The organism is Streptomyces sp. UW30 (assembly GCF_008042075.1).
Lineage (GTDB): Bacteria > Actinomycetota > Actinomycetes > Streptomycetales > Streptomycetaceae > Streptomyces.
Genome location: NZ_RDBN01000053.1, coordinates 1,458,492 through 1,481,121 on the forward strand (window position 1 = coordinate 1,458,492; position 22,630 = coordinate 1,481,121).

23 protein-coding genes and 1 pseudogene are annotated in these 22,630 nt (G+C 69.6%); 12 read left to right on the forward strand and 12 right to left on the reverse strand.

Annotated elements, in window-relative coordinates; genetic code table 11:
* Positions 1-1,447: FAD-binding oxidoreductase (locus tag EAO75_RS41040; protein WP_148000582.1), on the forward strand; the 1,447-nt coding region annotated here is incomplete at its 5' end.
* A gap of 21 nt (positions 1,448-1,468) precedes the next feature.
* On the opposite strand, the gene EAO75_RS41045 is transcribed toward EAO75_RS41040, so the two are convergent.
* From EAO75_RS41045 to EAO75_RS41055, 3 genes are all read right to left on the reverse strand, one after another.
* Complete coding sequence (locus tag EAO75_RS41045; protein ID WP_148000127.1) at positions 1,469-2,179, reverse strand: phosphatase PAP2 family protein; 711 nt, start codon at positions 2,177-2,179, stop codon at positions 1,469-1,471.
* A 198-nt stretch (positions 2,180-2,377) separates the two neighbouring features.
* Positions 2,378-3,385, reverse strand: a complete 1,008-nt coding sequence (locus tag EAO75_RS41050; protein ID WP_315987679.1) for an NlpC/P60 family protein — start codon at positions 3,383-3,385, stop codon at positions 2,378-2,380.
* A gap of 36 nt (positions 3,386-3,421) precedes the next feature.
* Positions 3,422-4,201, reverse strand: a complete 780-nt coding sequence (locus EAO75_RS41055; RefSeq protein WP_148000129.1) for a trypsin-like serine peptidase — start codon at positions 4,199-4,201, stop codon at positions 3,422-3,424.
* A gap of 205 nt (positions 4,202-4,406) precedes the next feature.
* On the opposite strand from EAO75_RS41055, the gene EAO75_RS41060 reads away from it, so the two are divergent.
* A complete protein-coding gene (locus tag EAO75_RS41060; protein ID WP_148000130.1) occupies positions 4,407-4,754 on the forward strand; it encodes a DUF1330 domain-containing protein in 348 nt (115 codons plus the stop codon).
* 28 nt (positions 4,755-4,782) lie between these two features.
* Here EAO75_RS41060 and EAO75_RS41065 read toward each other — a convergent pair whose 3' ends face one another.
* On the reverse strand, positions 4,783-5,541 hold the full coding sequence (locus EAO75_RS41065; RefSeq protein ID WP_148000583.1) for a PIG-L family deacetylase: 759 nt from the start codon (positions 5,539-5,541) through the stop codon (positions 4,783-4,785).
* A 142-nt stretch (positions 5,542-5,683) separates the two neighbouring features.
* Here EAO75_RS41065 and EAO75_RS41070 point away from each other — a divergent pair, with 142 nt between their 5' ends.
* Positions 5,684-6,100, forward strand: a complete 417-nt coding sequence (locus tag EAO75_RS41070; RefSeq protein ID WP_261989625.1) for a hypothetical protein — start codon at positions 5,684-5,686, stop codon at positions 6,098-6,100.
* Between the two features lie 140 nt (positions 6,101-6,240).
* On the opposite strand, the gene EAO75_RS41075 is transcribed toward EAO75_RS41070, so the two are convergent.
* The gene (locus EAO75_RS41075; protein WP_148000131.1) at positions 6,241-7,197 is read right to left on the reverse strand and encodes an oxidoreductase; all 957 of its coding nucleotides are present in this window, start codon (positions 7,195-7,197) and stop codon (positions 6,241-6,243) included.
* Between the two features lie 90 nt (positions 7,198-7,287).
* Here EAO75_RS41075 and EAO75_RS41080 point away from each other — a divergent pair, with 90 nt between their 5' ends.
* The gene (locus EAO75_RS41080; protein WP_148000132.1) at positions 7,288-7,890 is read left to right on the forward strand and encodes a TetR/AcrR family transcriptional regulator; all 603 of its coding nucleotides are present in this window, start codon (positions 7,288-7,290) and stop codon (positions 7,888-7,890) included.
* Positions 7,891-8,015: 125 nt separating this feature from the next.
* On the opposite strand, the gene EAO75_RS41085 is transcribed toward EAO75_RS41080, so the two are convergent.
* Positions 8,016-8,957 carry an alpha/beta hydrolase gene (locus EAO75_RS41085; RefSeq protein WP_148000133.1) on the reverse strand — a complete coding sequence of 314 codons (942 nt, stop codon included), beginning with the start codon at positions 8,955-8,957 and terminating at the stop codon, positions 8,016-8,018.
* A 477-nt stretch (positions 8,958-9,434) separates the two neighbouring features.
* On the opposite strand from EAO75_RS41085, the gene EAO75_RS41090 reads away from it, so the two are divergent.
* On the forward strand, positions 9,435-9,695 hold the full coding sequence (locus tag EAO75_RS41090; RefSeq protein ID WP_148000134.1) for a GntR family transcriptional regulator: 261 nt from the start codon (positions 9,435-9,437) through the stop codon (positions 9,693-9,695).
* A gap of 73 nt (positions 9,696-9,768) precedes the next feature.
* On the opposite strand, the gene EAO75_RS41095 is transcribed toward EAO75_RS41090, so the two are convergent.
* From EAO75_RS41095 to EAO75_RS41115, 4 genes are all read right to left on the reverse strand, one after another.
* Positions 9,769-10,236, reverse strand: coding sequence for a GNAT family N-acetyltransferase (locus EAO75_RS41095; protein WP_148000135.1), 468 nt, complete (start codon positions 10,234-10,236; stop codon positions 9,769-9,771).
* A 200-nt stretch (positions 10,237-10,436) separates the two neighbouring features.
* Positions 10,437-11,267, reverse strand: a complete 831-nt coding sequence (locus EAO75_RS41105) for a hypothetical protein (protein WP_187284781.1) — start codon at positions 11,265-11,267, stop codon at positions 10,437-10,439.
* Positions 11,268-11,271: 4 nt separating this feature from the next.
* Positions 11,272-12,615, reverse strand: coding sequence for a hypothetical protein (locus EAO75_RS41110; RefSeq protein WP_148000137.1), 1,344 nt, complete (start codon positions 12,613-12,615; stop codon positions 11,272-11,274).
* Positions 12,615-12,920, reverse strand: a complete 306-nt coding sequence (locus EAO75_RS41115; RefSeq protein ID WP_148000138.1) for a hypothetical protein — start codon at positions 12,918-12,920, stop codon at positions 12,615-12,617. Before EAO75_RS41115 ends, EAO75_RS41110 begins: the two co-directional genes overlap by 1 nt.
* Before the next feature lie 746 nt (positions 12,921-13,666).
* On the opposite strand from EAO75_RS41115, the gene EAO75_RS41120 reads away from it, so the two are divergent.
* The 6 genes from EAO75_RS41120 (at position 13,667) to EAO75_RS41145 (ending at position 20,895) form a co-directional block, all read left to right on the forward strand.
* On the forward strand, positions 13,667-13,975 hold the full coding sequence (locus EAO75_RS41120; protein ID WP_003991275.1) for a hypothetical protein: 309 nt from the start codon (positions 13,667-13,669) through the stop codon (positions 13,973-13,975).
* Positions 13,976-14,195: 220 nt separating this feature from the next.
* Entirely contained in the window at positions 14,196-15,029 is an 834-nt protein-coding gene (locus EAO75_RS41125; protein ID WP_148000139.1) for a hypothetical protein, read from the forward strand.
* Complete coding sequence (locus EAO75_RS41130; RefSeq protein WP_148000140.1) at positions 15,019-16,338, forward strand: hypothetical protein; 1,320 nt, start codon at positions 15,019-15,021, stop codon at positions 16,336-16,338. Before EAO75_RS41125 ends, EAO75_RS41130 begins: the two co-directional genes overlap by 11 nt.
* Entirely contained in the window at positions 16,335-17,891 is a 1,557-nt protein-coding gene (locus tag EAO75_RS41135) for an SCO6880 family protein (RefSeq protein WP_148000141.1), read from the forward strand. Before EAO75_RS41130 ends, EAO75_RS41135 begins: the two co-directional genes overlap by 4 nt.
* A gap of 5 nt (positions 17,892-17,896) precedes the next feature.
* Positions 17,897-19,312 (forward strand): ATP-binding protein, encoded by a 1,416-nt coding sequence (locus EAO75_RS41140; RefSeq protein WP_148000142.1) that lies wholly within the window; start codon positions 17,897-17,899, stop codon positions 19,310-19,312.
* Positions 19,313-19,326: 14 nt separating this feature from the next.
* Positions 19,327-20,895: a TraM recognition domain-containing protein gene (locus EAO75_RS41145; RefSeq protein WP_148000143.1), complete on the forward strand. Its 1,569-nt coding sequence runs from the start codon at positions 19,327-19,329 to the stop codon at positions 20,893-20,895.
* Positions 20,896-20,971: 76 nt separating this feature from the next.
* On the opposite strand, the gene EAO75_RS41150 is transcribed toward EAO75_RS41145, so the two are convergent.
* Entirely contained in the window at positions 20,972-21,535 is a 564-nt protein-coding gene (locus tag EAO75_RS41150) for a GNAT family N-acetyltransferase (RefSeq protein WP_148000144.1), read from the reverse strand.
* 86 nt (positions 21,536-21,621) lie between these two features.
* On the opposite strand from EAO75_RS41150, the pseudogene EAO75_RS41155 reads away from it, so the two are divergent.
* A pseudogene (locus EAO75_RS41155) lies at positions 21,622-22,512 on the forward strand (histidine kinase dimerization/phosphoacceptor domain-containing protein); the annotation flags it as partial.
* Here EAO75_RS41155 and EAO75_RS48390 read toward each other — a convergent pair.
* Positions 22,429-22,611, reverse strand: a complete 183-nt coding sequence (locus tag EAO75_RS48390; RefSeq protein WP_315987687.1) for a hypothetical protein — start codon at positions 22,609-22,611, stop codon at positions 22,429-22,431. The pseudogene EAO75_RS41155 and the gene EAO75_RS48390 overlap by 84 nt on opposite strands.
* Positions 22,612-22,630 lie beyond the last annotated feature (19 nt).

The following is a 22,630-nucleotide window of genomic DNA, read 5'->3' on the forward strand; positions in this document are numbered from 1 at the left end:
TCAGGGTGTCGAAGCGGGTGTTGTAGAGCTGGTGGGCCGACTTCCAGTCGGCGTCGCCCGAGACCTCGACGGCCGCCTCATCCGCCCGGGCGACGCCGACTGGAAGTCGGCCCACCAGCTCTACAACACCCGCTTCGACACCCTGAAGCCCGCCGCGGTCGCCTACGTCGCCCACCCCGACGACATCCGCACCACCCTCGCCTACGCCCGCGCCCACCACCTCAAGGTCGCGATACGCAACGGCGGCCACTCCTACGCAGGCTGGTCCTCCGGCAACAGCCGCCTGATCATCGACGTCTCCAAGCTCAACCGCATCCGAGCCACCGGCAACTCCGCAGTCGTAGGCGCCGGTTCCAAGCTCATAGACGTCTACCGGGCCCTGGCGGCAAAGGGCACCACCATCCCCGCCGGCTCCTGCCCCACCGTCGGCGTCTCCGGCCTCACCCTCGGCGGCGGCCAGGGCGTGACCTCCCGCGCATACGGCCTGACCTGCGACAGCCTGACCCAGGCCACGATCGTCACCGCAGACGGCAAGCAGCTCGTCGCCAACGCCACCACGAACAAGGACCTGTTCTGGGCCCTGCGCGGCGCCGGCAACGGCAACTTCGGCGTCGTGACGGAACTGCACTTCAAGACCCACCCCGCCCCCCAGGGCGTCACGGCGTACATGACCTGGCCCTGGTCGAAGGCGGCCGCGCTGATCAAGTCGTTCCAGGAGTGGGGCCCGAGCCAGCCCGACGAGATCTGGTCGTCCCTGCACCTGGCCTGCCGCGCGGGCGGCGCCCCGACCATCTCCGTCGCCGCGTTCTCCCTGGGCACGTACCGCGAACTCCAGAACGCGGTGGACAGCCTGGCCGACCGCCCCGGCGGCCCGGGCCCCGCGAGCAGCGTCTCCCTCAAGCGCCACTCGTACGAGGAGGCGATGGAGATCTACGCCGGCTGCTCGTCCTTCAGCACCGACGCGCAGTGCCACCTCCCCGGCTCGACCCCCGGCCGCTCCCCGCAGGGCGCCCTGGGCCGCGAGACATACACGGCGAAGTCGGACTTCTTCGACCGTTCGATCTCGGCGGCGGGTATCCAGACACTGCTCAAGCAGATGCAGTCGGTCCGCGGCGGCGCCGGCAGCATCGCCCTCACGGCCCTCGGCGGCGCAGTCAACCGCGTCTCCCCCACGGCGACGGCCTTCGTGCACCGCCGCTCCCGCATGCTGGCCCAGTACATAGCCTCGTGGGGCGCCGGCGCATCGGGCTCAACGGCCCAGGCGTGGCTGACGTCGGCCCACAACGCGATGCGCCCCCACGCCTCGGGCGCCGCGTACCAGAACTACCCCGACCCGGCGCTGCGCGACTGGCGCAAGGCGTACTACGGGGACGCGGCGAGCCGTCTGACGAGGCTGAAGAAGCAGTACGACCCGGAGGGCTTCTTCACGTATCCGCAGGCGCTGTGACTCGGTGAACGCCGGTCACTCCTAGGCCGCCAGATCCCGCTCCTCGGCGCCCGTGCTCTCCTTCCGAGCCCCCGGAATCAGCGCTTCCTGCTCGTCCTCCCGGGACCGCCCTCGGGACTTGATCAGCCACCCGCCCCGCGGCGACCGCTCGACAGCGGACATGACCGGCGTCAGCAGGGCCATGGCCGGCGGCGACAGCAGCAGCGCGACGGCCGTGCCGAGCGCGAACCCGCCGATGACGTCCGTCGGGTAGTGCACGCCCATGTAGACCCGGCAGAACCCTTCGAGCAGCGCCAGCCCGATGCCGAGGAGCCCGAACTTCCGGTTCGCGACGAACAGCCCGACGCCCAGGGCCATGGCGATCGTCGCGTGATCACTCACGAAGGAGTAGTCCGTCTTGCCGGTCACCAGGACTTCGAGCCCTTGGTGATCGTTGAAGGGGCGGGGCCGCTCGACGAACCCCCGTATCGGCACGTTCACGAGCACGGCGATCGCGGCGGCCAGCGGCGCCCACACGAGCGCGGCCACCGACGAGGCGGCATCGTCGTCGCCGCGCCGCCGCACGGACCACCAGCACCACACCACGAGCAGGATCAGAGCGAGCAGCAGCCCGTACTCACCGACGTACCCCATGACCCGGTCGAACCACCGCGGCGCGTCCTTGGCCAGGCCATTGATGTCGAAGAGCAGATCGACGTCGGGGTTCGACCCGGATTCTGCGAGTCCAGCCATGATGCCGCGGCCCCTTCATCGTCTCTTGGCGCATCTTGCGTACGCCGTTCCGCCCACCACCCCCGTGGTTGTAGATCCGGCTACGAACCAGGAACGCACGGCCCCCGTTAATACGTTCCACACTCCACTGAATGATCACTCAGACGTTATCGAAGAGAGACCCATCGCCGCAGCTCAGGGGGTGGGTTCACGCTGCGTCTACACCGTCGTGGGCAGCGCCTTCGCGCCATCTTCGGTCACCCGGGTGGCACCGAAGTAGTCCGGGGTGTCGATCGGGTCGAACCGGATCACAGCACCCGTTCTCGGCGCATCGATCATGTACCCGCCGCCCACATAAATCCCGACATGCCGGATGGCCCGGGAGTTGCCGAGGTCGTCGGAGAAGAACACCAGATCCCCGGGCAGCAGCTCGTCCCTGTCCGGATGCGGCCCCGCGTTCCACTGGTCGTTGGCGACGCGCGGCAGCGTGATCCCGACCGTGTCGTAGGCGGCCTGCGTCAGCCCCGAGCAGTCGAACCGACCGCCGTCCGCCGCCGAACCCTCGCCGCCCCACAGGTAGGGCGTGCCCAGCTTCTTCTGCGCGTAGTAGATGGCGCCGGCGGCCTGCTTGCTGGGATCCACCCGGCTGACCGGCGCGGCGAAGCTCTCCTCCAGCGTCGTAATGATCTTCACGTAGTTCTGGGTCTCCTTGTACGGCGGCACGCCCCCGTACTTGATGACCGCGTACGCCCCGGCGTTGTAGGACGCGAGCATGTTCTTCGTCGCGTCGCCGGGTACGTCCTTCACATACGAGGCGAGCTTGCAGTCGTACGACGCGGCCGACGGAATCGCGTCCTTCGGATCCCATACGTCACGGTCGCCGTCACCGTCCCCGTCGATCCCGTGCGTGGCCCACGTCCCCGGGATGAACTGCGCGATGCCCTGCGCGGCCGCCGCGCTCTGGGCCTTCGGGTTGAACCCGCTCTCCTGGTACAGCTGGGCGGCGAGCAGCGCGGGGTTGATGGCCGGGCACAGGTTTCCCCACTTGCGCACGATGTCCGCGTAGGCGGCCGGCACGGCCCCCTTGGCCAGCGCCTTGGACGCCCCGCCCACCCCTCCGGCGAGGTTCCCGGCGACGATGTAGACCCCGACGACGAGCAGCATCACGAAGCTGAGCCCCACCGCGACAGCGGCACCCGCCACGATCCATGCCTTACGCACCGTCAACCGCCCCTCGCCCACCGGGAGTCCGCCCGCGCCAGTCTAGGAGCTTCCCACATGGGACTCGTCGCAACCGGCACTCTCGCCGTACAGGGCCTTCGCCTCGCCCCCGAACACCACGCTGTACGACACATTGGCCGAGTGCCCGCCGTTGTCGTGCCCGCCGAGCACACCCACGACCTGCCCCTCCCCGTCCACCCACGGACTCCCGCTCGACCCGCCGCCGAAGCCGGGGCAGGCGACGCGTTGTTGCGTACGGTGGTGAAGGCGGGGCTTGTCGGCGCAACTGACCGGCGTCTCCCGTGAGTTGAGGTAGGCCGTCATGGTCACGGCGGTCGCCCCGGGGACCGTACCCGCGGCGAACCGATTCCCGCCGACGGCGTCCTCGACCCCCTTCCCGCCCCGGCGCTCGACCACCGCGAACGCCACGTCACTGTCCTCGTCCCGCCCTTCGACCCACCCGTCCGACAGGAACCACTTCTCGACCGTCCACACCCCGTACGGCGCCACGCCGTCCCGGTACCCGGGCGCGAACACGAGCTCCTCGCGCTTTCCGTCCAGGCAGTGGGCGGCCGTGACGATGAGGTCGTGCCGGGGGCTGTGCACCACGGACGCGGTGCAGAAGTGGCCACCGCGCAGACGGTCGCGCCGGCCGGCCACGAACAGGGCACCGACCCGCGCGCTCCGCGCCGTCGCCGCGGCGGTGACGGTCACGCCGATGGGTCCCGTACCGGCGCCGGGCGCGGCGGCGGCGGACGGCACGGCGAGCAGGGCGGCGACGGCGTACAGGGGCAGGCGCGAGGTGTGCTGTGTCCGGGGCATCGGGGGTCACTGTGGCGGACGAAGGTGAGAGAAGCGTCAGACGCCGGCCGGCCACCCTTCTCCCGGGCCTCGCCACCGGGGCATTACCTCTCGGGTCATCGCCTCCGTCCGGCCCCCCTGCCACGATCGTCGGCAGAGGGATCGAGCCCTACCTACAGGGCGAGCCCCACCGACAGGACGAGCCCCACCGACAGGGGAGGACACCATGCCCGCCTACGTCATCGGCCACCTCCGGGACGCCGCCCCGCACCCGGAGATCGCCGAGTACATCGAGCGCATCACCGCCACCTTCGAGCCGTACGGCGGGCGCTTCCTGGTGCACGCCACGCCGCACGAGACGAAGGAGGGCAGCTGGCCCGGGCACGTCGTGGTGATCGGCTTCCCAGGGACGGTGGAGGCCCGGGCCTGGTGGGACTCGCCCGCCTACCGGGAGATCGCGCCCCTGCGCGCACGGCACATCGAGGGCGACATCATCCTCGTCGAGGGCGTCCCCGACGGCTACGACCCGGCCGGCACCGCGAAGGCCCTGCGGGACACGCTCCCGGCCGGGTAGCGCCTCCCACTCACACGGTCAGTTCGGTTCACACGGTCAGTTCGGTCTGACCCGACCCACGGGAGACCGTGTCCTGCCGGATGTACCACTCGGTGGACAGGATCCGTTCCCGCACGGCCCGCGGGAAACCGGCGAGCAGTCCCGGTACGGCTCCCCGCTCCACCTCGGTGCGATGGGCCAGGACGGCGGCCCACTTCCGCTCCAGCCAGGGGCTCACATCGACGGTGGCGGTGACCCGCTCGTCCGGGACCGTGTTCATGCCCTTGCCCGCGCGGGCCAGTTCGCCGAGCGCGTCCAGGGCCGAGTGCGGGTGCGTGGCCAGGTAGAGGGCGCTCGGCTGCCAGGGGGCGCCGGCGTCCGGGTAGAGCCGTTCGAGCCCGGCCGCCTGGACTGCGAGCGTGGTCAGGCGGTGGGTGTGCACATGGTCGGGGTGACCGGTCAGGCCGCCGTAGGCGTCGTGGGTGATGACGATCCGCGGACGGAACCGCCGTATGTGGGCGACCAGCCGGCCGACCGCCTCGTCCAGTGGAGCGGCGCACAGCCGCGGGCTGCCCGGGGCGGAATGCGGCACCCGGTCGTCGGCATAGCCGAGCATCCTCGGTTCGCCGGCGCCCAGGATCCGCAGCGCCTCGGCGAGTTCGGCGCCGCGCCGGGTGTCCGGGGTCCAGGTCGCCGTCACGACCGCGGTGCGCGCGCCGGCGGCCGCGTGCCGGGCGAGGACGCCGCCCGAGAACAGCGCCTCGTCGTCGGGGTGCGCGAACACGCCGAGCAGGCTGGGCACCGACATCGGCATCGACATCGAGCGATCACCTCCGCGGTACTGCCTACCCCTGAGTACGAGAACTCAGGCACAAGGTCGTCCGACCCGGCAGACTGTGCGGCGACCGGCCAACTGGCCGATGAGCAAGCCGACTTCAGGGGGAACGATCGTGAGACGAACCAGCCGCGCTCTGGCCGTGACGGCACTCGTGACCGGTGCGCTGACCGGCGTGGCGGCGGGTCCCGCCGCCGCGTCGACCGATGTCCTGCTGCCGCATCCCGGCCCGGACGGCCTGGTGTGGGTGGAGGAGCGCACGGGGGACGGCGGTGTGGCGTCCGGCGGGGCGTGGGAGGGGCTGCCGACCGTGCTGACGGTGGCGTGCGAAGGGGGCGGCGACGTACGGGTGACGATGTCGCAGGAGACGGAGGTCGCCGCGTTCTCCGTCGACTGCCCGGCCGGGGAGGCCGGCGTGGGCTCGGTGACGATGGACGCCGGCGTGGTCCGCCCCGGCTCCTTCGTGATCGGCGTCGACGCGTCGTCGGACGTCGTCCGCTGGGCTCTGACGGTCACTCAGCCGGAGTCGTAACCCGGAGACGTGCCTCGGAGACGTGCGCCGGAGACGCGCCTCGGAGACGCGCCTCGGACCGGATGGCCGTCGTAGCCGTATCGCGGACCGATCGGCCGGGACGCTGAGGTGCGGGGCGGGGGGCGGCGGCAGGGCGCGCGTCAGCGCTGCGCCGCCACCCGCTCACCGGCCCCCAACGGCCAGCTCACTCCCGTCAGTTCCTCCGAAACCGTCCACAACCGCCGCGCCACGTCCGGGTCACTGGCAGCAGCGCTCCGCCCGACCAGCGTCGGACCGCCCCGCATCTCGCCGCGCCCGTCGGGCCCGACATAGCTCGCGCCGGGAAGGTCCTGCGTGGCGGCGTACAGCGTCGGCAGCGCGCCCGCCTTGTCGTCCTGGGCGAGGAACCGGTTGCCGATCTTCATGAACCCACGCGCCACCGGGTTCCCCGCGTGGCTCTGGAGGTTGGTGGCCGCATAGCCCGGGTGGGCCGCCAGGGCGCGCACCGGGGAACCGGCCTGCGCAAGCCGCCGCTGAAGCTCCAGCGTGAACAGCAGATTCGCCAGCTTCGACTGGGCGTACGCACGGTTCGGGTTGTAGCCGGACGTGAAGTCCAGGTCCTCGAAGCGGATCCGCGCGTCGAACAGACGGTGCGCGCCGGACGCCAACGTCACCACCCGGTCCGTGACATACGGCAGCAGCAGGTTCGTCAGCGCGAAGTGACCGAGGTGGTTCGTGCCGAACTGCATCTCGAAGCCGTCCGCCGTCCGCTGCTCCGGCAGCATCATCACGCCTGCGTTGTTGATCAGCAGATCCACGGGCCGCCCCTGCCAGGCGTCCGCGAACTCCCGCACGGACGACAGATCCGCCAGGTCAAGGCGCCGCACCTCGGTGCTGCCGGTCACCGTCGCCGCCGCTACCCGGCCCCGCTCAAGGTCCCGTACGGCGAGGACGACGTGCGCACCCGCGCGGGCCAGCGCCGCGGCGGCAGTGAGTCCGATGCCGCTGTTGGCCCCGGTGACGACGGCCGTGCGCCCGCTCAGATCGGGAATCCGGCTCGCATCCCATGTCTTGCTCGTGCTCTTGCTCGTGCTCTTGCTCTTCGTGTTGTCAGCCATGCAAACGAATGTAGGCGCCGCCAACAATGCTGTCAATGACAACAATGGTGACGACGCCAACAATGATGGCGCCGACTACATGGAGCTACGATGGTCCGCATGCCCGAGAGCCGCCCCTATCACCACGGAGACCTGCGCGCCGCCCTGCTCGCCGCAGCGGAACGCACCCTGCGCGAGAAGGGCGTCGCCTCCCTCTCCCTGCGAGAACTGGCCCGCGAGGTGGGCGTCAGCCACGCCGCCCCGGGCCGGCACTTCAAGGACAAGCAGGCCCTGCTCAACGCCCTGGCCGTGGCCGGGTTCGAGCGGCTCAGCCGCGCCCTGGACGCCGCCGACGACCCGGCCCTCCCACTGGAACCCCGGCTCACCGCACTCGCCCGCACCTACCTCGGCTTCGCCATCGACAACGCCGAGCTCCTGGAGCTCATGTACGCCCGCAAGCACGACCCGGACGCCTCGGAGCAGATGGTCACCGCCGTCGAGCGGACGGTCGGCAGCCTCGAAGGGATCGTCGCGGACGCCCAGAAGCGCGGCGAGATCATCGAGGGCGACCCCGAGCAGCTCAACCTCGTCACGGGCGCCGCCCTGCAGGGCATGGCCGGCTTCATCAGCAGCGGCATGCTGACCTCCGAAGCGGCCCTGGCCGGCGTCGACGGCCTGGTCCACCACCTGCTGCACGGCCTGAAGCCCCGCTGACGGTCACCATCGAGCCCGTAGCAACCCCGCCGGCGGCAACGCCATCAGGGGCGCGGGGAACTGCGCGACCAGCCACAACGGACCGACAGCAGCCCGACGACCAGCACCCCCTACGGCGCTGACGCTCACACCCCGAACGCACCCCGCAACGCACTCACCGCCTGCCCGATGGCGCCCTCCGCGGCCCGCGTCCCCCGCAACGCGTTCAGCATCACGAAGTCGTGGATGATGCCCTGATACCGCACCGCGGTCACCGGCACCCCGGCCTCCCGCAGCTTGTTCGCATACGCCTCCCCCTCGTCCCGCAGCACATCGGCCTCGGCGGTGATGACAAGCGCCGCCGGAAGCCCCGTCAGCTGCTCGGCCGTAGCGCGCAGCGGACTCGCGGTGATCTGCGCCCGCTCCGCCTCGTCGCTCGCGTACTGGTCCCAGAACCACGTCATGGCGTCCCGCCGCAGGAAGTACCCCTCGGCGAACTGCCGGTATGAGCCGGTGTCGAACGAGGCGTCGGTCACCGGGTAGAAGAGCACCTGCTGCACCAGCGGCACATCGCCGCGTTCCTTGGCCATCAGCGTCAGCGCGGCCGTCATGTTCCCGCCCACCGAGTCACCGGCCACGGCGATCCGCCCGGCGTCCAGGTCATTGTCCGCGCCCTCGCGGACGACCCACTGGGCCACGGCGTAGTTCTGCTCGATCGCGACCGGGTAGCGGGCCTCGGGCGAGAGGTCGTACTCGGGGAAGACGACCGCGGCGCCGGTGCCGACGGCGAGCTCCCGCACGAGCCGGTCGTGGGTGTGAGCGTTGCCGAAGACCCAGCCCGCGCCGTGGATGTAGATGATCACGGGGAGCGTCCCGGTAGACCCGGCCGGCCGAACGACCCGGACCCTGACCTCACCGGTCGGCCCACCAGGCACGCTGACCCACTCCTCATCGACGTCCGGCTTGGCGATCTCCCCGGACTGCACCTCGTCGACGACCTTGCGCCCCTCGGCCGGCCCCAGATCGAACAGGTACKGCGGGTAGGTCAGGCCCAGTTCGTCGAGCAGGGGGCGGTAGCGCGCGGTCACGGCGCGGGAGGCGGCGTAGAGCGCGAAGCAGAGCTGGTCGTCCAGGAGGAGGGAGCTGGAGTCCTCCGGGGGCGGGTTCAGGGGCGGGACTACTTCCCTTGGGAGGCCGCCGTATGAGCGGCACGTGGCGTCCCCGCAGCATCGGCGTCGACTCCGCTACCGGCAAGGAGGCGTTCGTCGTCGCGCGGCCCGGCAGCTTTCTTGAGGGGCTGGCCGACGTGCAGGCGGGAAGGGGTGGACAGGGGGTGCTGGGCGGTGCCGCGTCAGCACGGTGCACTCCGCGGGCAGGGAGGAAGAAGCTCAGGATTGCGGCCAGTAGGGTGCGCATAGGTCGACTCCATTTCAGTCGGCTCAGGCCCCGGCGAGGAAGTAGCCGCTTCCCGTCGGGGCCGCTCTGTCTGCGGATTCATAGTACCCGTGGATAACCGTAGATAACCACGGATGCACGGAATGCCATGGTCACCCACGCTTAACCTCATGGACCTTGATCGCACGCGCCCGCTATGGCGGCAGATTGCAGCGGAGATCATCCGGCGTATCAAGAACGGCACATACCCGCCGGGAAGCCGCGTGCCGTCCACGCTGGAAATCGCCCAGGAGTTCGGCGTGGTGAACGCGACAGCAGCGAAGGCGATGCGACACGTACGGGAACAGGGCTGGACGCGGGGCGAGGTCGGACTGGGAACCTTCGTAGCCGACCCCCTGCCGCCCGCCGACGAGGCCGAGTCGACTTCTTGAACGCTGCACGGGAACAAGGCTGGACACGTGGTGAAGTCGGGCTGGGAACCTTCGACGGCCGGGTTGGTCAGGGCTATGAGACGTTGAGCGGCAGTTCCCGGTGGAAGACGGCCATGGCCCGGCCGGGGCCGTTGTAGTCGTCGACGGTCTTCGTGTCGAAGCCGAGGCTGCGATGGAAGGCGATCGAGCCGGTGTTCTCGATTGACGTGATCGCCTTCAACTGCCGTGCACCGTGACGTTCCGCTGCTTCAGCGAACGCCGTATACAGACGACGCCCGAGGCCGGTGCCACGAGCGTCGTCCCGCGTGGCGATCAGATGCACGTACCCGATGCCGTCCGGGGTGACGAACCCGAAGATGTACCCACGGATTCCGTCCTCGGCCCGGGCAACCAAGCAGGTGGAACCGAACTCCTGCACCAGTGCCAGAAGGTGCAGCGACCGAAGGTCGCGTTCGCCCCAGTAACGGGGATGATCAGTCAGGACCTGGTGGAAGTCGGTCACCCCGGCCGGTGCGATGTGTATCCGCATGGTGACGATCATGTCAGGCGCCTTGGCCGTTAGGGGCGAAGGGCCGCACGGGTTGGGCGAGTTGTGACGGGATCCTGGGCCCGCGAAGGCGGGCTGTTGGTGCCGGGCCCGAGCAACGCCTGGTTTTCGTCGACCGGCTCCTGGTCACGCTGCCGCACGGCGGCCCGCGGCTTCGCCGTCCCTGACCGGCCCGGGCTGCGGCCGGCAGTGAGTCACCGAACTTCGACCCCGCCCACCCGCTTCACCACGTCGTCCACCAGAGCCTCGTCGCACAGGGCTACCGACCAGTTGGAGCCGGCAACCAGGCCCTTGGGAGTCTGTCCACCGGTGATCTTCGACCAGAGCCCCTCATCGCGCGACCGCGCATCGTCGTAGAGGGCGAGGTCGGCGCAGTGGTCTTGGCGCTGCTGTCCTCCCCTGCCCGTGGTGCAGTTCAGAAACTGCCAGCTCAGCGCCGGGTCGTTGTCGTCATCGTCCCGGTCCGTACATCCCACGGCCGCGTCCACCTTGTCGGCCAACGCGTCGAGGTTCTTGTAGGCGGGCTGGTCCGGGATCTCGGGGAGCTGATCCTCGTAGGGGGGCCGGTCAGGAGCGCCGGTCTCGCCGAGCGGCTTGAGGACGACGGCATGCAGGGCCTTGGCCACGCGGGGGGCGAAGTCGGGGTCCATGACGCGGATGAACCAGTTGCCGGCGGTTACCAGGGTGTGTTGGTAAGGCGGGTTGCGGCGCAGGGCGAGTGCGGTACCCAGATGGCTGCGGGTGTCCAGATTGAGCTCGAGTTCGACCGGCTCCCCGGTCGCCGCCTGGGCGCCGCACCTCGTCGCCGTCCCGTCGGGGCCCCTTCCCAGAACGGGGCATCTGATTCCAGCGTCCCCCAGGGCGAAGACCAAGTCGTCAGTGGTCTCGTACACCGGCTTCCTCGGGACACTGTCCGGGATCGGCTTGTGCGGCGCTTCACCTGTCCTCTCGTCCAGATCAATGCATCCGGCCAGGAAGAGAGCGCAAAGACACATCAGGGCGACAGATCGCATTCTGCGCTTCAACGGACTACTCCTTGGGCGGAGTCGGCGACGGGTTGGGGCTCGGTGACGGCGTGCCGGGTTCCGGTCGGCCCGTCCCCGTGCCGCCGCCCATGCCGGCCGTATCGTAGATCGGGTCAAGACTCACGTTGTGCCCCGCAGGGGTCTGGCTCTCGATCTGATCGATGGCCTGGGCTCGTTCCTTGTCGCTCAGCGCGTCCCACGCCAGCGTGTCGTCGATGTGCAGTTCGACACGATCCCAGTTCTCGCCCCGGGTCTTGATGTCGCCGCCACGATGCGCGGAGTCGTCCCCGTAGGTCTCGTTCTTCTCCCTTACGTCCTGCGTATCGGCCGCGTACAGCGTGAACAGCTGCTTGTCCGTACCGGCTCCGTACTCGTCCTTGTCGCGCAGGTCCTTGAGGTGGAACGCGCTCAAACGGATGGCTTCGTTCGGGTTCTGCTCGATGTACTTCGTGAGCTGACTGTCGCTCAGCTCGGAGACAAATCTGCCGTCGGCCGTCTTGAAGCGCGCATTGTGGCTGTCAAGGGTTTCCCGCACCGTCTCCAGCTTCATATGCGTGATACCCAGCGACTTGTCCGGCTTCAGCGTCTCCCGGAGCGACCAGTCGAAGAATCCCCCGAACCACGGCAATGGGCCTTCCAGATCCCGGTCGTGGTTCTGCCACCACTGCTGTTCCTGCCACAGGATGGCGAGCAGCAGCTTCTTGCTCATGCCCGTCTCCGCTGCTGCCCGGTTCACCGCATCGATCTGAACCGACGAGACGTTGATGCGGTGCACCCCGTCGAGATATTGGAGGCGCAGCGCGATGGCCAGCGGGCTGTTCTCGTCGAGAGCCTGCGAGACCAGCTTGGGGTCCTCGATCTCGGTCAGGGCTCGAATGGTGCGCAGTTCCGTCGCGGCCTCGGTGTCTGCCTCTTCGGCTTTGCGCAGGGCGTCGCCGACCAGGTCCGCTGCGTGCTGGAGTGAACCGCCCTCGCTCTCGTCACGGCCTTCCTTCCATGTGGCCCGGCCGCTCGGGTCGATATGGATGCCGTACCGGCTGGCGTAGTCGAGCGCACTCTCGAGGTCCTGCTTGGCACCCTCGATCACATCAGCGAGGGTGTCGTATGTCCGCATCAGCCCCTTGAGTGCCGTCGCAGCTGCCTCGAAATCCTCGGCGTGCTTGACGAAACGTCTGCGCGCGGCTTCGCCGCTGTCGCTGACCCAGCACTTCTGCAGCGTCGAGGCGACCTCATCACGTGCGTATGAGGCCATGTCCTGGCACTCCTTCGACGACCGGAGCGCGTCGTCGGCAGCGTCCCGCCACTGCTGAGGGCGGGCAGCCTTGAGCTCCTCGACCGTGATGGCCATCAGGCGCCACCCTCCATCCGGTGGGCAGCCCTGCGCATCTCGTCGGCGATGGACCGGTCCGTGCTGATCTCGCGGTCCATGGCCTTGTTCAGTCCCTCGGCCGCGTCCTCTACGAGATCTCCGAGCTCACGCAGGCGCATCTGCCACGCGCGTACACAGTCGTCGCTGGCCGGTCCCGACTCCCACCCGCCGTACGCCTTGCCGGCGGCGGCCGCGTCGGTCAGCTCCCGTTTGACGCGGCCCGAGCTGTTGGCCTTGCGTATGTCCTCGGACTTGCGCCGTATCGGGCCGTCCTCGAGAAGCATTTCGTCCCCCGTTGCTCTGGAATGCGAATCGATGCGAATCGATGCGAATCGATGGTGCATGTATTGATCACGGGCAGTCTACGAACGCCCCTCCACTCGGGGCAGTTCGCCGGGAGGACGACTCAAAGGTCCCGGGAACCCTACGGATGAACGCGCGAACGATACGGCGGCCAACGCCACTTCCGCGCGGCGCAGCAGAATCGGGGCGGCCGGGAGCGTCAGGCCTCCCCGCATCGCCTCGCGTCTCAATCGGTCCGAACGCCCTGCCGTGGCCCGCCTCGTCCACCATGGCCGAAGCGGCCGTCCCGTCTGATTCGGAGGAATGCCCCTGCAGCCCGGCAACGGTCTCCTGAGGCACCCTGGAGGACCGGCCGGCTTCACCTGACTGCCCGTAACCAGACCTGAACCGCAACGGGCCGCGGGCACCCAGCTGCGGCCCATTGGCGTATCGGCGATAGCCTTCACCCGGAGAACAACGGCACGAACCGTCACCCGGCCAGCCGTCAGAAACGGCACCCGGCGTGAAGAGGGCCAACGACGCAACCACACGACAGGTTCCGCTCAGGCCTCGTTGCCCGGCGTGACCTGCCGTGATACACAGAGTGACCATACGAGCTATTCGTACGAATCCCGCCCATCAATGACGCCAAGTCGACATACGACGGCACCATTGTCGGCGAGAATGAGGCCTGACCTCTGCGCACCGCAGGGGACCGCGGAACTACCCAACAGGGGCGGTGACTTACATGCTGTTCGCGGCCGACAAGGGCGACATCAACACCATCATCGGCGGAATCGCTCCGGACTGGGGCCCCTTCGGCAGCCTGGGCAACGAGGCGAAGGTGATGATCGAGGTCGTGATGGCGGTGGCCATCCTGCTCTGCCTCGGCATCGCCATCTGGGGGGCGGCCAAACAGCGCATCGGCGCCACGGCGTTGCGTGACACCTTCAGTGCCGAGCAGGGCAAGGGTCTGATCATCGCCGGTCTGACGGGTGTCTTCATCATCGGCTCGCTGGGCACGCTGTTCACCATCGTGTACGGCATGGCGGTCTAGCCCCCGCCCTCTCCTCCGTAACCGCCGGAGGGTTCCCGTTCGTCTCCGAGACTCATGCCGCGTACGCCCCCTCGACAGTCCCCCACCCACCCGTCGTGCTCACCGGCTGAGGTTGCGTTTCCCTGATGTCGAGTCACCACACCGCGCCCACGCGGGAACCAGCACGGCTACCGTCGTACTCCAACGTGTATCTGTCCGACGTCGAGGGGGCGTACGCGGCATGAGTCTCGGAGACGAACGGGAACCCTCCGGCGGTTACGGAGGCACCGGTCAGACCCGTACGCGGCTGCCGGAGAGCAGCGGTGACGTGTACGGGGGTGCGCGGCGGGGCGGCCGTTCGTCGTCCCGGAGCCTGGTCACGGTGGTCGGCGTGGTGGTCCTCCTCATCGCCGCGATCGCCTTCGCGAACCGTGGAGAAGACGACTCCGCTTCCCCGAACAGGGACGAAAACCAGCCGAAATCCTCAACGACGGCGGCCACGGGGACACGACCGGTGGACGGGAAGGCCGCGGGGATCCCCGGAGGGTTCAAGCGGGATGAGCAGGGGGCGCAGAGCGCGGCGGCCAACTACTCGGTGGCGCTGGGGTCGGCTGACATGTTCAACACGGACAGACGGCACGAGATCGTCAACACTGTCTACGCCCCCGATGTAGCCGCAAAGCGGCAGGCGGACCTGGACAGCGCGTACGCCAGTGAGAAGTTCCTGGCGAACATCGGCCTCGGCAACGACGGTGCCGCGCCATCAGGCCAGACGTTCATCTCCCGAGTCATCCCGGTGGGCACCAAGACCACGTCGTTCGGCACCGGTACCGCCACCGTGGAGGTCTGGTACACCTCGCTCTTCGGTCTGTCCGGCGAAGGCTCGACCAACCCGGTGGCCGAGAGCTGGTACACCACCACCTACGAGCTGAAGTGGGTGGGTAACGACTGGAAGGTCACCGACTTCCAGCAGAAGGACGGACCAGTGCCGGTCGGGCGGGACCAGCAGGCCTCCACGGCCGACGACATGACGAAGGCCGTTGAGGAGTACGGAGGGTTCACGTATGCGCGCTAACCACCGCTTCCTCAAGGTAGCCGGGGCCCTCGCCGCCGTACAGGCGACCGCCGTGCTCCTGGCCACCCGTGCGGTCGCCGCACCCACCCCCTCACCCACGCCCTCGACGAGCAACGACCCCTGCGACCTGATTCGCGGCCCCGCCAAGGACTACTGCGAAAAAGACAACGGCGGCTCCGGCGGACGCTCAAGCGTCACCGACCCCACCTCCACCCTCGACCCCCTCTCCTCCCTCGCCAAGGGCTGCGCCGACGCCGCCTCCTGGACCGTCAAACAGCTCAGCAAGGCCGTGCAGGAGACCGCGAACGTCGACTTCACGAACGCCAAGTTCCTCCAGCAGTACGCGGTCGTCTTCGCGGCGTCCACGATCCTCACGCTCCTGCTGTGGCTGCTGGCCGTGGCCAAGCGAGCCGTCAGGGGCGTCCCCCTCACCACCGCCATCAGCGAAGCGATCGGCTTCCTCTGGCTCACCGTCCTCGCGTCCGCGTTCACGCCCCTGATCCTCTACACGGTCGTATCGGCGACCGACGGCGTCACCGACGTCATCGCGAAGACGACCGGCAACCAGACGAACACCTTCTTCGGCACCTTCGCCGCCGCCCTGGAAAAGGGCGAGGACATCGGCGGCGGCCCAATCATGCTGATCGTCGTCTCCCTGGTGAGCATCCTCGCCGCCGGCATCCTCTGGCTGGAGCTCGTCATCCGCGCCGCCCTGCTCTACGTCGGCGCCCTCCTCGGCACCGTCGTCTACGCCGGCCTGGTCGACAAGAACCTCTGGGGCCACGTCCGCCGCTGGGCCGGCATCATGATCGCCGTCATCCTCGTGAAGCCGGTCATCGTGATAGTGCTCGGCCTGGCCGGCGCGCTGTCCGCCGACGACGGCCCGGACGCCTTCTCCGCCGTGGTCTCCGGCCTCGCCATCATCCTGCTCGCCATCTTCGCGAGCGCGATGATCTACCGCTTCGTCCCGGGCTTCGGCGACGAGATCGCCGGCTCCCGCAACAACCGCATCATGCGCGGCGCCGAGGGCAAGGCCGCCGCCGTGATCAGCTCCCCGGCGACCCTCGTCGCCCAGGGCATCAAGACGCACAGCTCCCGCGCGGACAACAACGGCGGTGCGGGCCAGTCCGGCGCCCGCCCCTCGAACCCCGCCTCCGGCGGCGTCGCCGCGCACAGCTCGCGCTCCTCGAACGGAGGCGGCGGATCTGTCCCCTCCGCCGCACCCGCACCCCGTTCGAGCAGCCCGGTGAACACCCCGCACGCCAGCAACACCCGCAACAGCAATCGTTCAGGAGGTGACGGGCGTTGACGACGCAGTCCCACGTGTCCCATCCGGTCACGCCCCGCCGTACATATCTGATCGGCCGCGCCCGGCCGAACGCGATCGTCGGACGCAACCGCGAGACCGGCGAGATCGCGCTGATCATCGTGGGCGCGTTCCTCGGCATGATGTGCGGACTCCTCGTCCCCGTCCTGTCCCTGCGCATCGCGGCGCTGACCGGCTTCCCGATGCTCGCGCTGGCCGCGGTCTACGTGCCGTACAAGCACCGGACCTTCTACAAGTGGTTCGAGATCAACCGCAGCTACAAGCGCAGCCTGCGCCAGGGCACGACCTACCGCTCCGGCGTCGTCGAAGCCGGCACCCGCATCGACGGACGTGAGGTCGAGATCGGTCCGCCGCCGGGCATCGGCCGCATCACGTGGCTCGCCGCCCCGTTCGGACCCGACGAGATCGCCGTACTGCTGCACGCCGACCGCCGCACGGTCACCGCCGCCATCGAGATCGAGGGCCCGGGCGTCGGCCTGCGCGACTCCGAGGACCAGGAGGCCCTCGTCGACCGCTTCGGCACCCTGCTGAAGCACGTCGCCAACGGGGACGGCTTCGTCACCCGCCTCCAGATGCTCGCCCGCACCCTCCCGGCCGACCCGGACGCCCACGCCAAGGACGTCGCCGTGCGCGGCGACGATCGGACCCCGGCCTGGCTGCAGCAGTCGTACGACCAACTCCAGTCCATGGTGTCGACGAGCAGCGAGCAGCACCGCGCCTACCTCGTCGCCTGCATGCACTTCACCCGTGAACTGGCCGCGGAAGCCCTGGCGATGGCCCGCGCGGCCCGTCCCCACGGCGGCAAGGTCGACCGGGACTCCGGACTCGCGGTCGTCATGGCCCGCGAGCTGACCGACATCTGCTCGCGCCTGCAAGAGGCGGACATCCGTGTGCGGCAGCCGCTCGGCCAGGGCCGGCTCGCCTCCCTCATCCACTCCATGTACGACCCGGACCACCCGATCGACCACATCCAGGCGATGACGAAACGTAATGCCTGGCCGGCCGAGCTGGACGCGATGGAGCCGACGTTCCTGCAGGCGAAGACGCGGGAGTCCTCCACGCGCGCCCCCTGGTGCCACGCCACGGCCTGGGTCAAGGAGTGGCCGATGACCCCGGTCGGCGTCAACTTCCTGGCGCCCCTGCTCGTCCACACCCCGGACGTCATCCGCACGGTCGCCGTCACGATGGACCTCGAACCCACCGAGGTCGCCATCGAGCGCATGCTGACCGAGAAGACCAACGACGAGGCCGAAGCGAGCCGCGCCGCCAAGATGAACCGCACCGTCGACCCGCGTGACGTCGCCGCCCACACTCGTCTCGACCAGCGCGGCGAGGACCTCGCGAGCGGCGCGGCCGGCGTCAACCTGGTCGGCTACATCACCGTCTCCTCCCGCTCCCCCGAGTCTCTGGCGCGCGACAAGCGGACCATCCGGGCGTCGGCCGGAAAGTCGTATCTGAAGCTGGAGTGGTGCGATCGCGAGCACCACCGGGCATTCGTCAACACGCTCCCCTTCGCCACCGGCATTCGGAGGTAGGACCTATGCGGGACCCGCTGTCCGTCCTCACCGACGCCTTCACGTCCTTCCTCTTCGGGAAGGTCGAGACGACCCGGCTGCCGGTGCGCACGTCCACGGGCCAGGCCCAGGCGGTCTACCTCCCCACCGCCGCCCCCGGGCTCGGCGACTCGGGCGTGATCATCGGCCGCGAGGTGTACTCCGGGAAGGGCTACATCTACGACCCCTTCCAGCTCTACGGCCAGCAGCTCCCCGCCCCGCACTGGCTGGTCCTCGGCGAGTCCGGCAACGGCAAGTCGGCCCTGGAGAAGACGTACGTCCTGCGCCAGCTGCGCTTCCGCGACCGCCAGGTCGTCGTCCTGGACGCCCAGGGCGAGGACGGTGTCGGCGAATGGAACCTCATCGCGCAGGAGCTGGGGATAACCCCCATCCGTCTGGACCCGATGGCGGCCCTGGACATGGGCATCCGCCTCAACCCCCTCGACCCGGCGATCACGACGACGGGCCAGTTGGCCCTGCTGCGCACGATCATCGAGGTCGCGATGGGCCACGGCCTCGACGAGCGCTCCGGCTTCGCGCTGAAGGTCGCGCACGCCTACGTCAACGAGACCATCGTCGAGCGCCAGCCCGTCCTCACCGACATCGTCGAGCAGCTACGGCACCCCGAGCCGGAGTCGGCGGAGGCGATGAACGTCGCCATAGACGACGTACGGGCGTGGGGCCTGGACGTGGCGCTGGTCCTGGACCGTCTGGTCGACGGTGACCTCAGGGGCATGTTCGACGGCCCCACGACGGTCGGCATCGACCTGGACGCGCCCCTCATTGTGTTCGATTTGTCCCACATCGACCGCAACTCCATCGCCATGCCGATCCTGATGGCGATCGTCGGCGTATGGCTGGAACACACCTGGATCCGCCCCGACCGGAAGAAGCGCATCTTCCTGGTCGAGGAGGCCTGGCACATCATCAACAGCCCGTTCGTGGCCCAGCTGTTCCAGCGGCTGCTGAAGTTCGGCCGCCGGCTCGGCCTGTCCTTCGTGGCGGTCGTCCACCACCTGTCGGACGTCGTCGACGGCGCGGCGGCGAAGGAAGCGGCCGCGATCCTGAAGATGGCGTCGACCAGGACGATCTACGCGCAGAAGGCCGACGAGGCGAGGTCGACGGGCCTGGTGCTGGGCCTCCCGCGCTGGGCGGTGGAGATCATCCCCAGCCTCACCCCCGGCATCGCGGTGTGGGACGTCAACGGCAACGTCCAGGTCGTCAAACACCTGGTCACCGAGACGGAACGCCCCCTCGTCTTCACCGACCGCGCGATGACCGAGTCGTCCGCCGACCGCGACCTGGCCGACGACGCGCTGCGCGCCGCCGAGCTGGAGGCCGAGGAACGGGCGGCGGCGTTCGTGGAGCAGCACCTGGGCGACTCCGAATCGACGGTGGCGTAGAGGTAGGGGGCAGCGTGAGACCGGACGACCGCCGCGGACACCAGGACCACCGGGACAGCCAAGGGGGCATCCCCGACGGCCTGCTGATCGGCTTGCTCGCCTTCCTCCTCGGCATGACACTGCTGGTCTGGACGGCGACGGGACTGGCGGCGCTGTTCTCCCACGGCGCCTGGCCGTCCGGAGTCACCTTCACGCGCACACCGCTCGCGATGCGCTCCCTGATCGCCGAGCCCCACGACATCCCGGCCGCCTGGCCGGACACACCACCCGGCCAACTGTCCGGCTACGGCCTGTTCTGGGGCCTGTTCATCGGCCAGTTGATGGTCCTCGTCGTCCTGACGGTGTTCGTCCTGGGGACGGTGGCCCGGTGGCGGGCGGTCAGGGCGGGGCGGCGAGTGGGGAAGGCGGGGGCCAAGGAAGATCCGCGTCTCGCCGACCCCGGGCCGCCGCCCGCGCCGGTACAGCACGAGGTGCCGGCACCGCGGAGGGAAGCGGAGCCCACGGGAGCCCGGGACGGTCTGAGCCGGCCGCTGGAGGCACGTCCTGACGCCGGGTCACCGACGACGGTCGCGGAGGCAACGGAACGCATCGAGGAGGCGGCGCCCACGGCGCCGCCGGTGGCCCACACCCCGCCGCCCGTCACCGCACGGCCCGGCGGGCGGGAGAAGATCCTCGTAGCCCCGAGAGAGACCCGCCAGACCACCGCGACCCAGGCGGTCCACGACGCGGAGGGCCCCGCCCTCGTCGTCACCTCGAACCCGGCCCTCTGGCAGGACACGAAGGACGCCCGCGGCAAACTCGGCCCGGTCCTCCTCTACGACCCCACCCACCTGTGCGACACCCCGGCCCGCCTCCACTGGACCCCCACCACGGGCTGCGAGGACAAGCAGACAGCGGTCTCGCGAGCAACCGCACTCCTGGCGCCGGTCCGCCCCACCTCCCGGCTCGACCAGGCGGTGAGCGACACGGCCGAAACGCTCCTGCGCAGCTACCTCCACGCCGCCGCCATCGACGGCCGCACCATCCGCCACGTCCACCGCTGGTCCCAGGGCACCCAGATCCAGGACGCCGTACGCATCCTCCGCACGAACCCCAAGGCGGCACCGGGCTCGGCCGGCGAACTCGAAGCGGCCCTCACGGCCCACCCCGAACGCCGCGACATGGCCCAGGAGTTGACCACGAGAGCGCTCGCCGCGCTGTCCATGGTCAACATCCGGGAGTCCTGCACTCCCAACCGAACGGATGCCCTCACCTTGGATTCCTTCGTCGATGAAGGGGGCACGCTTTATGTGGTGGGTGAATCCATCGAGGACCCCCGAGCCAACCCGGGCGCCATGCCACTGTTGACGGCCCTCGCCGCAAGCGTGGTCGAGCGCGGCCGGCGCATGGCCGAACGGTCATCCTCCGGTCGCCTCGACCCACCACTGACGCTCGTCCTGGACGACGTCGCCGCCGTGGCTCCGCTTCCCCAGCTGCCGGAGCTGCTGGCCACCGGAGCGGACCGGGGCATGCCGGCCCTGGCCCTGCTCCGGTCCCGCGAACAGGCCCGCTCCCGCTGGCCGCACGACGAACTCCCGGTGTAGGCGAACTCCCGCTGCAGGCGAAGTCCCGCTGCAGGCGAGCCGAGCACCGACCCAGCCGCTTAGGCCGCTAAGGCCGCTAAGGCCGCTCGATGACGAACTCCAACTCGGCGTCCTCCCCCTCCTCACCCAGCGGCACGATCACCCCACTCGGCTCGAATCCCACCTTCCGGTAGAACCGCTGCGCCCGCCCGTTCTCCTCGTGCACGATGAGCCGCACTCGCTCCGCGCCCCGCGACCACGCCCACTCCAGGCCGGCGTCGAACAGCACGTCGGTCAGCCCGCTCCCCCGCTCCTCGGGCCGTACGAACACGCCGACGAGGTGCCCCTGCTTCCGCTCCACCGCGAACCCGGCCCAGTCGGTCGTGCCCGGTTCCTCGACCAGCACGGTCAACGTCCCGACCCAGACTCCGTCCGGCCCTTCGGCGATGATCTGCTGCACCCCGTCGGCCCCCTCACAGGCCTGGGCCGCCCGCTCCTGCCAGAAGGAGTCGGGCCGGGCCGCGGCCTGGTCGTAGGTCTCCAGAAACGCGAGCGGCGCGATGGGATCCTGCAGCGCGGCGAGCCGCAACTCCTTCGCGGCGGGCCACTCGTCGGCCCGTATGGAACGGATGACGTAGGCCCCGGGGTTCGTGGTGCTCATGGTCGCCACCGTAGTACCCGGGTACGACATCGCTCACCCGGATTCCTGCCCAGGGTCCTGTGCCGGCCACCACCGCACCCCGCACGATGGACCACGTGACGCAAGAGCGAGCGACTACGGAACCTCTCACCCAGCACATCCAGCGCATCAGTGGACGCGTGCGCGCCTTCGACCGACGCCGCCCGCTCGCCTGGGACCTGCACCTCACCGGCTTCTGGGTGCTGGCCGCCCTGATCGACTACTCCGGCGGCGGCTGGCTCAACGTGGCCCGCGACCGCGACAACCCCGGCTGGCTGGTCCTCACCCTGAGCCTCGGCCTCTCCCTCCCGCTCCTCCTGCGACGCACCCACCCCCGCGCGGTGCTCCTGGCCATAGCACCGTTCGCCCTGGTCAACGCCTGGACCGGCACCGCCCTCCAAGCGGTCCTGCTCCAACTGCTCGTCGTCTTCCACATCGCCCTGCGCCGCCCTCCTCGCAACCTCTGGTGGGCGACGGCACTGATCACCGCGCCCGTGGCCGTGATGGCGGCCCGCCACCCGCAGGGAACCCCGGACAAGGACATCGTCCCGGTCCTCATGTCCATCGCCGTCGCGGTCGCCGTCGGCATCACGGTCCGCACCCGCCGCGACCACACCGAGGCCCTGGAGGACCGCGCCCGCCGTCTGGAGATCGAACGCGACCAGCAGGCCCAGCTCGCCGCCGCCGCCGAACGAGCCCGCATCGCCCGCGAGATGCACGACATCATCGGCCACAACCTCTCCGTCATCACCGGCCTGGCCGACGGTGGCCAGTACGCGGCCGCCAAGTCCCCGGAACGCGCCACCCAGGCCCTGCACGCCATAGCCACCACCAGCCGCCAGGCCCTGGCCGAACTACGCCGCCTCCTGGACGTCCTACGCGACGAGGAACACCCCCGAGGACCTCACCCGGAACTCGCCCCCCAACCCACCCTCACCGACCTCACCCAGCTCATCGAGGTCGAAGGTGGTGAGGATCAGCACCCTGGTGCGGTCGCCGGAAGCGGTGATGCGGCGGGTGGCCTCGATGCCGTCCAGGCCGGGCATGCGGACGTCCATCAGGATCACGTCGGGATGC